This is a genomic window from Shewanella spartinae, assembly GCF_019457555.1.
In the GTDB taxonomy this organism is placed as follows: Bacteria; Pseudomonadota; Gammaproteobacteria; order Enterobacterales; family Shewanellaceae; genus Shewanella; species Shewanella loihica.
This window is the reverse complement of record NZ_CP080418.1, coordinates 3,577,949-3,591,244: the sequence shown is the minus strand read 5'-3', so window position 1 is coordinate 3,591,244 and position 13,296 is coordinate 3,577,949. Positions and strand designations below refer to the sequence as shown.

At 57.6% G+C, this 13,296-nt stretch carries 9 protein-coding genes; 6 read left to right on the top strand and 3 right to left on the bottom strand.

The features are described 5' to 3' along the window. Nucleotides 1-16 precede the first annotated feature (16 nt). From K0I31_RS15600 to K0I31_RS15590, 3 genes are all read left to right on the top strand, one after another. The gene (locus tag K0I31_RS15600) at nucleotides 17-1,987 is read left to right on the top strand and encodes a TonB-dependent receptor (protein ID WP_220078954.1); all 1,971 of its coding nucleotides are present in this window, start codon (nucleotides 17-19) and stop codon (nucleotides 1,985-1,987) included. 93 nt (nucleotides 1,988-2,080) lie between these two features. Continuing rightward, entirely contained in the window at nucleotides 2,081-2,692 is a 612-nt protein-coding gene (locus K0I31_RS15595; RefSeq protein ID WP_220078953.1) for an arylesterase, read from the top strand. Nucleotides 2,693-2,933: 241 nt separating this feature from the next. Then, on the top strand, nucleotides 2,934-3,659 hold the full coding sequence (locus K0I31_RS15590; protein WP_011866785.1) for an HDOD domain-containing protein: 726 nt from the start codon (nucleotides 2,934-2,936) through the stop codon (nucleotides 3,657-3,659). Between the two features lie 80 nt (nucleotides 3,660-3,739). Here K0I31_RS15590 and K0I31_RS15585 read toward each other — a convergent pair whose 3' ends face one another. After that, nucleotides 3,740-4,639 (bottom strand): LysR family transcriptional regulator, encoded by a 900-nt coding sequence (locus K0I31_RS15585; protein ID WP_220078952.1) that lies wholly within the window; start codon nucleotides 4,637-4,639, stop codon nucleotides 3,740-3,742. A 200-nt stretch (nucleotides 4,640-4,839) separates the two neighbouring features. Here K0I31_RS15585 and metE point away from each other — a divergent pair, with 200 nt between their 5' ends. Next, nucleotides 4,840-7,119, top strand: coding sequence for a 5-methyltetrahydropteroyltriglutamate--homocysteine S-methyltransferase (metE, locus tag K0I31_RS15580; RefSeq protein WP_220078951.1), 2,280 nt, complete (start codon nucleotides 4,840-4,842; stop codon nucleotides 7,117-7,119). A 159-nt stretch (nucleotides 7,120-7,278) separates the two neighbouring features. On the opposite strand, the gene K0I31_RS15575 is transcribed toward metE, so the two are convergent. Both K0I31_RS15575 and K0I31_RS15570 read right to left on the bottom strand, forming a co-directional pair. After that, on the bottom strand, nucleotides 7,279-8,793 hold the full coding sequence (locus tag K0I31_RS15575) for a tetratricopeptide repeat protein (RefSeq protein ID WP_220078950.1): 1,515 nt from the start codon (nucleotides 8,791-8,793) through the stop codon (nucleotides 7,279-7,281). 217 nt (nucleotides 8,794-9,010) lie between these two features. Then, nucleotides 9,011-10,561, bottom strand: a complete 1,551-nt coding sequence (locus K0I31_RS15570; RefSeq protein ID WP_220078949.1) for a glutamate synthase-related protein — start codon at nucleotides 10,559-10,561, stop codon at nucleotides 9,011-9,013. Between the two features lie 205 nt (nucleotides 10,562-10,766). Here K0I31_RS15570 and K0I31_RS15565 point away from each other — a divergent pair, with 205 nt between their 5' ends. Both K0I31_RS15565 and K0I31_RS15560 read left to right on the top strand, forming a co-directional pair. Beyond that, nucleotides 10,767-11,420 (top strand): gluconate 2-dehydrogenase subunit 3 family protein, encoded by a 654-nt coding sequence (locus tag K0I31_RS15565; RefSeq protein ID WP_220078948.1) that lies wholly within the window; start codon nucleotides 10,767-10,769, stop codon nucleotides 11,418-11,420. Nucleotides 11,421-11,456: 36 nt separating this feature from the next. Beyond that, nucleotides 11,457-13,175, top strand: a complete 1,719-nt coding sequence (locus K0I31_RS15560) for a GMC family oxidoreductase (RefSeq protein ID WP_220078947.1) — start codon at nucleotides 11,457-11,459, stop codon at nucleotides 13,173-13,175. Nucleotides 13,176-13,296 lie beyond the last annotated feature (121 nt).

Sequence of the window (13,296 nt, the reverse complement as noted above, 5' to 3'; positions counted from 1 at the left end):
TAGGAGTTAAAGGAAAATGGGTACACAACCTAGTAAAATTGCGCTACTGCTTGGCGCCTGTCTGGCCGGAAGCTTTCCTGCCTTAGCGGAAAGTTCGGGCACCCCAGGGCCTGTGGATGAAACTATCACGGTTATCGGCCGCAGCGAAAACACCCCTATCAATATCGCGGCTAACGTCAATGTGATCGACGCCGCCGCCATCGAGCTCAGCGGTGCCACCAACCTCACCGATTTGCTGCGCGGACAGAGCGGTATTCAGGTCTCAGATTCAAACTCGGGCGCCGTATTTGCTATGCGCGGTTTCAGTGCCAGTCAGGCGGTCAACAACACCTTGATCCTGCTCGATGGTCGTCGCCTCAACAATATCGATATCGCCGCGCCGAGCATCGGCGCCATCGGGCTCAATCAGGTGGAGCGAGTCGAGATCCTCTCTGGCAGCGCCGGTGTACTCTATGGTGACCAGGCGGTTGGCGGGGTGATCAACATTATCACCAAGGCGCCGAAAGATAACGGCGGCAGCCTGCAGCTCTCCGGCGGTAGCTTTGACACCTTTGAGGCTAAGGCCGAGGGCTCGGTCGCCATCAACGACAACTGGCGCCTCTATGGCGCGGCCAACCACCTCAAGAGCGATAACTATCGCGATCACAATGCCAGCAAGACCAGCTCTGTGCTGGGGCGACTGCAGTATGACGATGAGGTGCAGCAGTTCTTCGCCGAGGCGAGTCACTATGACAACCACCGCGAACTCGCTGCTGCGCTGAATGATGATCAGCTCAAGCAAAACCCAAGACAAATGGGTGATCTGAAGCAGGGCGATCTCTTTATCGATGCCTACCTGCATGAGATGACCACGGCGGCCCGCACCGGCTATCAGCGCCAGCTGAATGAGGCCTGGTCGTTGGGCGCCGACCTTAACTACAGCGACACCCTAACAACAGGGCTAAGCACCTGGAACACAAGCCGCCGCGATACCCGCTCCCTGCTCGAGTTTAAGCCTAAGGCTGTGGCTAACATCAAGACGGATAACGGCGAGCTTAAGCTGGTGACCGGTCTGGATCTTAGCCGCGGCGAGGCGACATTTAGTAATCGCAGCAATGTGCAGAAGCTGGCCAGCGCCTATGTGCAGGCGACCGTGCCCCTCACCGAGAGTTTTAGCTATGTGGTGGGCGGTCGTTACGCCGAGGTGACAGATGAGCTGGTGGACGCCAGTGCGTACCCTAATGGGATAGATCTGGATCAGGATGCCCATGCCTTCGAGCTTGGCATCAACTATCGCCCGAGCCAGCAACATAGATTCTACCTGCGGGCCGACGATAACTTCCGTTTCGCCAAGGTGGATGAGCAGGCCTATACCCCGGCTAGCATTCAGGGACTCAAGCCGCAGACGGGTCGCTCCTACGAGGCGGGCTGGGATCTGCTGCTCGAGCGTAATACCCTGCGCCTGAGTGCCTATCGTCTGGATCTCGAAGATGAGATCGTCTTCGACCCCAGCGCCGAGACGCCTGTCGGTGGTAGTTTTCCCGGCGCCAACGTGAACGCCGATGCCTCGCGCCGTTATGGGGTGAGCGCAGACTGGGATTGGCAGGCGACTCAGGATCTACTGCTTGGGCTTGAATATAACTACATAGACGCCGAGTTTACCGAAGGGGCTAACGAGGGTAAGGCGCTCTCCTGGGTGGCCAAGAACTCAGGTCGTGGCTATGTCAGCTACGATGTATATGAGCATCTGCAGCTCTTCGCCGAGGCGGTCTACACCGGTGAGCGTTACATGGAGGGTGATAATGCCAACCAGGGCGATAAGCTCGATGCCTATACCCTGGCGAACATCGCCATCAACTATAGCCGCGATGCCTGGCTGGCCAGCCTGCGGGTCGATAACCTGCTGGACAAGGAGTATGTCAGCTCAGGGTATTTCAGCACCTGGGGTAGCGGTTATTACCCTGGCACAGGCCGGGCGCTGCGCCTGACCGCCAGCTACCGCTTCTAACGCGGCTTTAGCCTTAAGAGCCAGTCAGATCTGACTGGCTTTTTTATTGCCTGCTGTTCATCATAGGGCATAGATCATTTGGGAGTCTGTGGGATGAAATTTAAGTGGCTGCTCTTGCCCGTTATCTTGATCTTGGCCATCATCTTCTGGCCAAGTGGCGGGCCCTCACTTGCTCCCTTGCCGGGGAGTGCCAGGATCCTTGCCTTTGGCGATAGCCTGACTCAGGGCGTGGGAGCCAGCCCAGGCATGGATTATCCTGCGCAGCTGCAAGCAATAAGCGGACGCGAGGTGATCAACGCCGGCATCTCGGGGGAGACCACATCCCAGGGCCGCGAGCGCTTCGCCCGAGTACTGGATGAGACGGCGCCGGATCTCATCATCTTGCTCGAGGGGGGCAATGATTTTCTGCGTAATGGCAGCGCGGCGCAGGTCGAGGCCAACCTTTCTGCCATGCTGGCACAGGCCCACCGGCGCGATATTCCTGTTGTGTTGATCGGTGTGCCCCAGAAGAGTATCTGGCTAGAAACCGCGCCCCTGTATGGGCAGCTGGCCGCGCAATATCAGCCGCTATTTATTGAGGATTTTCTGACAGAACTGCTAAAATTATCAGAGGTAAAATCTGATGCGATTCACCTCAACGATGAAGGCTATCGTCGTCTCGCCGAGCACCTATATCAGCGTCTGCAACAGGCAGGTGCCCTATAGCTAAAATGGCCCTGGCAGTAGCCAGTCAATGGGCGTCACCCCTTGGTTAAGTGGCGGAATTTTGTCGCTTATCTTTCGTCCATTATAGGCTGAAAGCTCAAGCGTGAGTGGCAAGATGAATTTATTTAGGTTAATGTCCGTTTTTACCCCAAATCGACTTGACCCAGACAGTCGTTTTATGGGTAAATTCTCGGATAACAAATGGCGCCGTGCCAATAATAAATCAGGTTAATAACTTCTCATGACAGATCTTGAGCATCAGGTATTCACTCAAGTACGCGCAATTATTGCCAATGAAGAACAGGTTATCGGACGACGGGGGATTCTGATCCCGCTGAAGAAAGCCATTATTGCCGATGGCGATATCCGCAATGTGATCGATATAGTCTCTTCCGATCCCGCGTTGGCGGCACATCTGCTATGGCGCAGCAACTCGGCGGCTAACGCCAGCGTGTCATCGAAGAACCGTTCATTGAAAGATGCCCTGGTGCGCCTGGGCCAGGTCAATATCTACCGTTATGCCTTCACCTTTTACCTCAAGGAGCGTCTCGACGAGCTGCCACAGCCCTACAAGAAGCTGGTATACGGCTACTGGGCGCTCACCGAGAGCATCGCTACAGACGCCGTGGATAGCCTGCATCATATGGAAGGGGTGAACATCAATCCCGATGAGGTGCAGACCCTGGCGCTGTTTAGTGTGTTTGGCGAGATCATCGCCCTGACAGCCTTCGCCTACCTGAATGCCGAGTCGGAGCAGTCGTTCCCGCTCTCTATCATCAAGTCGCTGATCGATAATCAGAAGCAGACGCTGACCCTTGAGGCATTCGAGTCATTAGGCCTGGATGAGGAACTCAGAGAAGAGTTTATGATCGCCCATAACCTACGTCAGACTCGCAATCCAGACTCTCCGGGTCTGGTGCTGCGCAGAGTGCTATCCATGCGCAATCAACTGCTCAACCCGCTCTAGGGCATTCGACCTGACAAAAGAAAACCTGCCGAGTGCAGGTTTTTTTGTGCCTTAATTTTAGCTTTTCTGAAATTGCGCCTTTAGTGCCCCTGACGCTCCAGCCCCTCAGAGGTCACCAGATTGAGCCACTGCTGGGCGAGACGGGCGCTGCTGCCATTGCTGCGATAGGCGCCAAAGAGTGGGCGTCTGAGCCCTTCTGAACCCAATTTTACCGCCTTGAGCGACAGGCCGTGGGCCTCGTTGATCGACCAACTCGGCAGGGCGGAGACCCCATCTTTGCAGGCGATGCGTTGCAGCAACATGGCGGTGAGATCGCAGCGGATTTGCTTGGCAACCGGCACGCCCGCAGGCTCCATGAAGTGGCGATAGATATCCAGCCTGTCTAGTGGCACTGGGTAGGTGAGCAGGGTCTGATCCTTAAGCTGCGCCGCCGTGACATAGGGGAGCTCGGCCAACGGATGATCCGCGGCGACCAGGAGTTTGACCTCGAAATCGAACAGGTGCTGATAGGCGATATCATGGTCGGGAATAGGGTCAGAGGTGAGCACCACATCCAGCTGTCCCTGCTTGAGCGCGGTCAGCGAGTCGAACAGGTGGCGGCTCGACAGCTCTAAGTTGGTGTGAGGAAAGCTGGCATTAAACTGCTCGATCACCGGCATCAGCCAACGAAAACAGCTGTGGCATTCGATACCCACAAAGAGATCTCTCGCCTCGCTGCCCAGGCCATTCTTGAGATCGATTTCGGTTTCTATCACCTTAGGCAAGATCTCCTCGGCCAGATTGAGCAACCGCGCGCCCTCCTGAGTAAAGGAGAGGGGTTTACTCTTACGCACGAAAATCGCCGAGTTGATGCGGGTCTCCAGTTCCTTGATCTGGTGGGATAAGGCCGACTGGGTGACAAAGCGCTTCTTGGCTGCGCCCGCGAGACTGCCGCTCTCTTTCAGGGCGACCAATGTACGTAAATGCCTAAGCTCTATCATTTTTACCTCACATGAATTTGGCTCATGTTGCTCGTGAAATCAATTCGATTGCGAGACAACAGACTAGCACAATAAACTTCTAGACGTCCAGACGCCTGTTTTAGTTTGTTGTGCAATTTCAGTTCTCAAACCTGTATTGCGATGACAGCGAAGGGCGCTAACCATGAATTTCGCTCATCTTAATGCAAAAGGTATACAATATGCAAACTCTAGATATCGCTTCATTAGGCTTTCCCCGCATCGGCCGTCAACGGGAACTCAAATTTGCCCTGGAAAAATATTGGCGTGGTGAGATAGACCAATCGCAGCTGCAATCGCTCGCCAGCGAGCTGCGCAGAACCCATTGGCAGTGGCAGCAGGTGGCGGGGGTGAAGCAAGTGCCGGTTGGGGACTTTGCCTTCTACGATCAGGTGCTGACCCTGAGCGCTACCATCAATGCCATCCCGGCGCGCCATCGCAGCGGCGAGCAGGTGGATCTCGATACCCTGTTTCGAGTGGCCCGTGGCCGCGCCCCCACGGGGGAGGCGAGCCGTGCCGCCCAGATGAAGAAATACTTCAACACCAACTATCACTACATAGTGCCCGAGCTCACGGCGGGTCAGCGCTTCGAGATAGCCTATGAGCAGCTGTTCGACGAGGTGGCCGAGGCTAAATCCCTGGGGCATCAGCCTAAGCCGGTATTGCTTGGCCCGGTCAGCTACCTCTATCTTGCCAAGTGCGAGGGCGAGCCCTTCGACAAGCTGAGCCTGCTGCCCAACTTGCTCGAGGCCTACCAGGCGATTCTGGCGCGATTTGCCGATCAAGGCGTGACCTGGGTGCAGCTCGACGAGCCTATCTTAGCGCTGGAGCTAGATGATGACTGGCTGGCGGCCTTCGAGCCGGCATACAAAGAACTCAGTGGCCTGGGGGTTAAGCTGCTGCTAGCCAGTTACTATGGCTCTGTGGCCCATCATCATGAGTTGATTAAGGATCTCGTAGTCGATGGCCTGCATCTGGATCTGGTGAGCGATGCCGAGCAGCTCACCCTGTTTGGCGCCAGCTTGAAGCCGACGCAGGTGCTCAGCCTTGGGGTGATCAACGGCCGTAACGTGTGGGCGGCGGATCTCGACATCTTGGCCGAGCGTCTGCGCGCTGTGGTGGCGGATCTTGGCGAGCAAATCTGGCTGGCGCCTTCCTGTTCGCTCTTACACGTGCCCGTGGATCTGGAGAGCGAAACCGAGCTGGCGCCAGAGCTAGCCAATCAACTCAGCTTTGCCAAGCAGAAACTCGACGAGCTGGCGGCGCTGCGCACCTTGCTGCTTACCCCACAGAGCGAGGCAGCCCAGGCGATAGTGGCGCGTTGTGAGGTGAGGCGTCAGGCCCGTGAGCAGGCGGCCAACCCTGAGGTGCAGGCGAGGCTCAAGGCCTTAACGCCTGAGGATTTCAATCGTCCTAGCGGTTTTGGCGAGCGCCGCCTAAAGCAACAGGCCCGTTTTCGTCTGCCGCTGCTGCCCACCACCACCATCGGATCCTTCCCGCAGACGCCGGCCATTCGCGGTCTACGCAGTCGCTGGCGTAAGGGCGAGCTGACCGAGCAGGCCTATGTGGCGCAGCTCGAGGCGGTGACCCGCGACAGCATAGCGCGTCAGCTTAAGTTGGGGATCGATGTCCTGGTCCATGGCGAGGCCGAGCGCAACGACATGGTGGAGTATTTCGGCGAGCAGCTTGACGGGGTAGGCTTTACCCAGTTTGCCTGGGTGCAGAGCTACGGCTCACGCTGCGTCAAGCCGCCGCTAATCTATGGCGATGTCTCACGTCGTCAGCCGATGACGCTCGCCTGGGCAAGCTTCGCCCAGAGCCTGACCGACAGGCCGGTGAAGGGGATGTTGACCGGCCCGGTGACCATACTGCACTGGTCTTTCGCCCGGGAAGATATCGGCCGCGAGCAGATAGCCAATCAGCTTGCCCTGGCGATCCGCGACGAGGTAGCCGACCTGCAGGCGGCGGGGATCGGCATCATACAGATAGATGAGCCGGCGTTTCGTGAAGGCCTGCCACTGAAGGCCAGTGACTGGCAGCACTATCTCGACTGGGCGGTGGCTGCCTTTAAACTGAGCGCGGCGGGCGCCGAGGACGAGACCCAGATCCACACCCATATGTGTTACAGCGAGTTCAATGCCACCATAGATGCCATCGCCGCCATGGATGCGGATGTGATCACCATAGAGACCTCGCGCTCACACATGGAGCTGCTCAATGCCTTCGAGGACTTCGAGTATCCCAACGAGATAGGCCCGGGTGTGTATGACATCCACAGCCCGAACATTCCGACTGTGGAGCAGATGGTGGCATTGATTGAGAAGGCGGCGACCAAGATCCCTGTGGGACAGCTGTGGGTGAATCCAGACTGTGGCCTGAAGACGCGCACCTGGGATGAGGTGGAGCCTGCGCTGCAAAACATGGTGAAGGCGACTAAGGAGCTAAGACGCCGCCTGGGTTAGTCTCTTCTAATCCCCGTTTTTAGACTAAGGGTGACCAGCTTACTGGTCACCCTTTTTTGGGCTTATGTTTTGGGGCTAGCGCTTTTGGGCTTAGCGCTTTGGGGCTTAGCGTTTTTGGGCTTAGCGCGTTTGCAATTAGCGACGAGTGCTAGTGAAAGGCTAGTGACCTGTGAGTGCCTCTTGCCTTTCTTGTAAGCGCTGCTCAAACAGCGCCTGCTCTGACTCGCTAAAGCCTTGCTTGAGGCTGGCTAAGCTGCTCTCCATCTCGCCCGTGGGCAGAAAATAGAACTGATCTTCCAGGGCGATCTGTGCCCAGACGGCGGCATCAACCCTCTGGCTCAGCTCGGCGCAGGCTTTATGCAGCGGCTTAAATGCCAGGTTCTCGCCGGCGAGTGCGGCGCGCTCCAGAAAGCTAATGGCCTCTCTCGGATGGCGTTTACCTTTATCGTCTTCATGGAGCAGACGCAGGCCGTGGGTCAGATCTATGCAGGCCTGCTGGGACTTCTCTATGGGGTGCTCGGTGAGAAATGCTTGATACAGGCTCTCGGCCTGCTCCTTCTCATAGCTGCCCATCTTGGCACTTAATGTCTCGACCCGCTCAAGATGATAGGGCGCGGGATCGATCGCCGCCAAACGATAGTAAGCCAGGGCCGTGGGGAGATGTCGACGGGTGCCAAGCCCCTCTTCGTGGGCATGACCCAGGAGAAATAGGGCGTCTGTCATCCACTGCTGGGCCAATGGCGTGAGCAGGGCGATCGCCTCAAGGTGACTGTCGTTGGCGCGTTTATGTTTGAGCAGTAGCTCCCCCAACAGGTAGGTGGCGCTATTGTTTTCCATGGCCATCGCCTGTCTTAGGCACTCCTCTGCCTTATCGATATCCTTAGGCAGATGTTTACCTTCCTGATAGAGGTGCGCCAGCTCGATGAGGGCAAACTCGTTGTCCTCTGCTTCCTCGCGCATCAGGCGCTCGGCCTCACGTGGCTCGGCCGGGCCGCCTTCTCCCCTAAGTAGCATCTGCGCCAGTTGGCTCTTGGCCAGAGGGTCGCTGTCGGCAATGGCCGTGAGCAGGGCTCTGGCCCTGATGGGATCCGGCTTGCCATGGCGCGGTTCCAGCAGCACCTTGGCCAGATGATATTGCGCCTCAGCATCACCCGCCTCTGCCGCAAGCTCGAGATAGTGCAGCGCCTTGCTGCCGTCGGGGTCGAGCAGTGGGCTCTCCTGATAGAGTCTGCCCAGTTCGCCTTGATGCTGGCTGTTGCCCTGATCGGCGCCAGGTTTCAGCATGGCTTCCAGTTCGTGACTTCCACCTTTTTGGCTTGGATGAACCTTTAACTTGAGCATCTGGCGTTGAATCTGGGCAAATTGCTCATCCAGCTCGCCCGCTTGTTGAAACCAATGATTGGCCTTGTCTAAATTATACAGATGATGATCTTCGAGGCTGTAGAGTTCACCCAGGAACTGCGCCGCGTGGGCCATCCCCATGGCGGCAGCGCGCTCCAGATAATCGAGGGCCTGGGCTTCCCGACCGCTGTGCAGCAGTTGGTTGGCGAGAAAAATGACCTCATCCGGGCCGCCGGTGACTTCGATGGGCTGTTTGCCGCGCCAGTTTAGGTAGACCAGCAGCAGGCTGATAAAGAGTAGGGCTAAGATTATCGAGAAAATAACGACTTGCATTGTGATCCTTCACATTATCTATGGCTGAATTGAGGTGGCTTTTGGCCTTAGGGGATGGATTGCCCTAAATCGCTGGCAAGTGTGCACCCATTTATCTTGTTAAACAAGTCTTTACTGGTGTGGCGTTTGTCTTACTGTTTCGCTCTTAATAGATTTGAGCGCCCGCCCGCGAAGGGGACTGCTGGGGGAGGCGGGCAGGTGAGTGTAACCTGTCACGTTAAATCGGCGTCACGCCTGCGTAGGAGATGCCGGAGAGCCTTGCCATTTCGCTGTGCCAGGTGGCGAGATCGTCCAGGGTAAAGTCCTGCAGACGATGATGGCCACAGGCCCTGGCCATAACCTGCATCAGCTCGGTGGAGGCGCCCAGAAAGTTGGCCAGCTGCTGCGCCGACTTGTCGATGTTGAGGCGTTGGCGCAAGTCGGCATTCTGAGTGGCGATACCGGCGGGGCAGTTGTTGGTGTTGCAGATGCGGGCGGCGACGCAGCCGATCGCCTGCATGGCACTGTTGGCCAGGGCAACGCCGTCGGCGCCTAGCGCCATCGCCTTGACGAAGTCCATGGGGAGCCTCAGGCCACCTGTGATGATGAGCGTCACCCGGCCGCTGGCACCTTGCTGATCCAGGTAGCGGCGGGCGCGAGCCAGGGCGGGGATGGTGGGCACGCTGATGTGGTCGCGAAAGATCTGCGGCGCAGCGCCTGTGCCGCCGCCACGGCCGTCGAGTATGATGTAATCGGCGCTGGCATCGAGTGCAAACTGAATGTCCCGCTCGATATGGTTGGCGCTGAGCTTAAAACCGATAGGCACGCCGCCGCTGAGTTCACGTACCCTATCGGCGAAGCGTTTAAAGTCGGCCACCGAGTTGAGATCCCTAAACCTGGGCGGCGAGATGGCATCTTGGCCCGCTGGAATGCCGCGGATCTGGGCTATCTTGCCCTGGTTCTTGCTGCCCGGTAGATGTCCGCCTGTGCCTGTCTTGGCGCCCTGGCCGCCCTTGAAGTGAAACGCCTGTATCTTGGCCATCAAGGCTTCCTGATAGCCAAACTGGGCGCTGGCTAGCTCGTAGAAGTAGCGCGAGTTAGCCGCCTGTTCCTCGGGTAACATGCCGCCCTCGCCGGAGCAGATGCCGGTACCCGCGAGTTCGGCCCCCTTGGCCAGGGCGACCTTGGCCTCTTCCGACAGGGCGCCGAAGCTCATGTCCGACACCAGCAGGGGGATCTTCAGCCTCAGGGGCTTTCGCGCCTCAGGGCCTATGACAAGCTCGGTATCGACCGCTTCCTCCTCGAACAGGGGCTTGCTGGCCATCTGGGCCGTCATGATCTGAATCTCATCCCAGCTGGGCAGCTGATATCTGGGCACCCCCATGGCGACCATGGGACCATGATGGCCGAGTGTCTTGAGTCCATCTCTAGCGAGCTGATGGATCAACTCGACGCCGGGCTCCTCTTTGGTGACGACCGCCTTGGGTGCCTGATCGCTATCTGTGGCGATCGCCTCGCGGCCCGGGCCCTTCTTGCCCACCTGTTCGGCGCTAAACTGTTTGTGAGTGCCGTCGCAGTAGGGGGCGTTGCCCGTGTGTTTACAGGCGCACAGGTAGGCCTCGCCGCTTCGCTCGGCGGTAAAGGCCTTGGGGCTAAATCCCGTTCCCTTGTGGGAACCATCGCAGAAGGGCTGGCTGTTTGAGCGGCCGCAGACACAGAAATAGTATTCCTTTCCTTTGGTTAGCTCGATTTTTTTGGGCTTGTTATCGGCGATGACGGGGTTAACCATGGGAGCTCCTTAGGCTTGCTACGCGGCTGTTGTCTTTAGTCTAGGTGCTTTTGTGGCGGGTCGCCGCCTCGCTGTCTTTTGTTATTCCCCTTCTGTCATGGTCTCTCGATACCCTATGTGAGTGTTGACCCGGCGCGCCGAAAAATTCACACTCAATTGAATCAATTTGGCGATAATCAGGGTCTTATGTAAGGCGCTCTGACTTATGTCATGGGCAATCAAACAGACAGATCTAGTGAGCAAAGGGGAGATTCAGTTGGCGAGGAGTAAGCGCGAAGCAACTAAACAATATGCCTTCGAAAGCGGCCTGACCCGGCGCGACTTTCTTGTGCGCAGCGGCGCCCTGGGCCTGCTGCTGGCGGCGAAGCCTGAGTTAAGTCTTGCTGGCGACGAAGGCTTCTCTCTCACCACACGACCCAAAGATTTCGACGTGATCAACCGCGCCGTCATAGAGAGCGTGCAGCTGCACCTGTTTCCCGACGATGGTGATGGCCCTTCGGCCAAGGATCTGAACGCCTATCGCTATCTGCTATGGGCCATGGAAGATCCAGACAATCGCACCGATGAGGACAGGCAGTTCATCTTGCAGGGGGCGGCCTGGTTGGAAGATTGGGCCGATACCCAGACAGGACGCAGCTTCCTGGTGCTGAGCTGGGATGAGCAGGAGGCACTGCTAAAAGCGATCGCCAAGAGCCGCGCAGGTGAAAACTGGCTCTCCCTGCTGCTCTATTACCTGATTGAGGCATTGATGTTAGATCCACTCTACGGCGGTAACCCAGATGAGATTGGCTGGCGTTGGCTCGAACATCAGCCAGGCTTTCCACGGCCCGTGCCGGGTAAGAGCTATTTGGATTTTTAAATAGAGACTATGGGTCAGTTTTTACAGGAATATTTAATGGGATTAGCAGCTAAGAGTGAGGCGCAGGCGCCGCAACAGTTTGAGGTGTGTATCGTCGGCAGCGGCGCGGGCGCCGGCCCCATCGCCTATGAGCTGGCCAAGGCGGGGATTGCCGTCGCCGTGCTCGAGAAGGGCGACTGGTATACCGAGCAGGATTTCGTTAAAGATGAGCAGTTGCCGCGCCATAGGGTGTTTCGCTCTCAGTTCGATGAGGAGCGCCATGTGCTCGAGCTTCCCGACGGCGAGGGCGGCTGGCGCAGGGAGACCACGGCGCAGTTTTGGGGCGGCAATATCGTCGGCGGCGCCTCCAACTTCATGAGTGGCTATTTTCATCGTTTGAAACCGAGCGACTTTCGCCTCGCCTCCACGTTTGGGGCTATCCCCGGCGCCAACACGGTGGACTGGCCCATCAGTTATGAGGAGCTCGAACCTTATTATGCCAAGGTGGAGCAGATTGTCGGCGTCAGCGGCCGGGTGGTGAAGCATCCACAGCTAGAGCCGAGATCCACCCCTGATTTTCCCTTTCCGCCAACCGCCGAGCACTCCATTGCGGCGCGCTTCGACAAGGCCTGTGAGACGCTTAGGCTGCATCCTCTGCCCATGGCACGGGCGATTCTGTCTCGCCCCTTCAAGCAGCGTCTGAGCTGCGAGTATTCCGGCTACTGCGGCAGCTATGGCTGCCACTCCGGCGCCAAGGGCAGTTCGCGGGCAGCGCTGCTCAATGAAGCGGTGGCCAGCGGCAATTGCCGCATCATCACCCGGGCCAAGGTGTATCGCCTCAATACCGATGCCGAGGGAAGAGTGAGCTCTGCCGACTATTTCGATGCCAGTGGTCAAAGCCGGCGCATTGTGGCCAAGATCTTTGTGGTCGCCTGCTACGCCATAGAGAGTGCCCGCCTGTTGCTGGCCAGCCCCGGCGAGAAACATCCCAAGGGGATAGGCAATCGCTTCGATCAGCTGGGTAAGAACCTGCACTGCTGCGCCGGCGGCACGGGCCATGGGGTGTTTAAGCTCGATAGGCTACCAGCGGATACGGCCAGGGGGCTCAAGCAGCGTGGTCCCTTCTTTAACCGCGCCCTGCAGGACTGGTATCTGATCGACGACAAGACGGCGTTCGATAAGCCGGTGAAGGGGGGCACCTTAGACTTCGTGTTTGACCCGCCATCGCCCACCAGTGAGGCGAACGCGCTCAAGTGGCAGCAGGGCAACCTGCTTTGGGGCACGCCGCTCAAGCAGAAACTTAAGGCACACTTTACCCAGTCACGGGACTTTAAGTTCGAGGTCTTCTGTGACTGGCTGACCAATGACGATTGTTATGTCACTCTGGACGATGAGGAGCGAGACAAATGGGGCCAGCCGGTCGCCAGGGTGCGCGCCGGATTTCATCCCCACGATCTTAAGGTGGCTCAGTATCTGGTCGACCGGGGTGTGGAGGTGATGAAGGCGATGGGCGCCGACGAGGTGTGGGGTAATGTGTTTAGCGACCCGACCGCTAATTTGGTGGCAGGTGGCTGCCGGTTCGGTAAGGATCCAAAGACCTCGGTGCTGAATCCAGACTGCCAAGTCCACGACTGTGACAACCTGTATGTGACCGACGGCGCCTTTATGCCGAACGGCGGCAGTGTCACCCCGACTCTGACCATCTATGCCAACGCCTTTCGGGTGGCTGACAAGCTGCTGGCGCGGCTCGCGAGCGCCTCTGAGACTTCAACCTAAATGTAAATTATTCGCTTATTCCTCCTTTTAAGGGGCATCTGAGTGGCGATTACTGAACTCTGTGGCTAACTTCAATAGTCAGGAAAGGGAAGTAGATCGTTCATCATGCTTTAGAAAGGAG

What these genes read in the sequence shown, in the direction of transcription:
- metE (WP_220078951.1), top strand. Translation starts at nt 4,840, where the DNA reads ATGCAAACTCTAGATATCGCTTCATTAGGCTTTCCCCGCATCGGCCGT.
- K0I31_RS15585 (WP_220078952.1), bottom strand. Translation starts at nt 4,639, where the DNA reads ATGATAGAGCTTAGGCATTTACGTACATTGGTCGCCCTGAAAGAGAGC.
- K0I31_RS15575 (WP_220078950.1), bottom strand. Translation starts at nt 8,793, where the DNA reads ATGCAAGTCGTTATTTTCTCGATAATCTTAGCCCTACTCTTTATCAGC.
- K0I31_RS15600 (WP_220078954.1), top strand. Translation starts at nt 17, where the DNA reads ATGGGTACACAACCTAGTAAAATTGCGCTACTGCTTGGCGCCTGTCTG.
- K0I31_RS15565 (WP_220078948.1), top strand. Translation starts at nt 10,767, where the DNA reads ATGTCATGGGCAATCAAACAGACAGATCTAGTGAGCAAAGGGGAGATT.
- K0I31_RS15595 (WP_220078953.1), top strand. Translation starts at nt 2,081, where the DNA reads ATGAAATTTAAGTGGCTGCTCTTGCCCGTTATCTTGATCTTGGCCATC.
- K0I31_RS15590 (WP_011866785.1), top strand. Translation starts at nt 2,934, where the DNA reads ATGACAGATCTTGAGCATCAGGTATTCACTCAAGTACGCGCAATTATT.
- K0I31_RS15570 (WP_220078949.1), bottom strand. Translation starts at nt 10,561, where the DNA reads ATGGTTAACCCCGTCATCGCCGATAACAAGCCCAAAAAAATCGAGCTA.
- K0I31_RS15560 (WP_220078947.1), top strand. Translation starts at nt 11,457, where the DNA reads ATGGGATTAGCAGCTAAGAGTGAGGCGCAGGCGCCGCAACAGTTTGAG.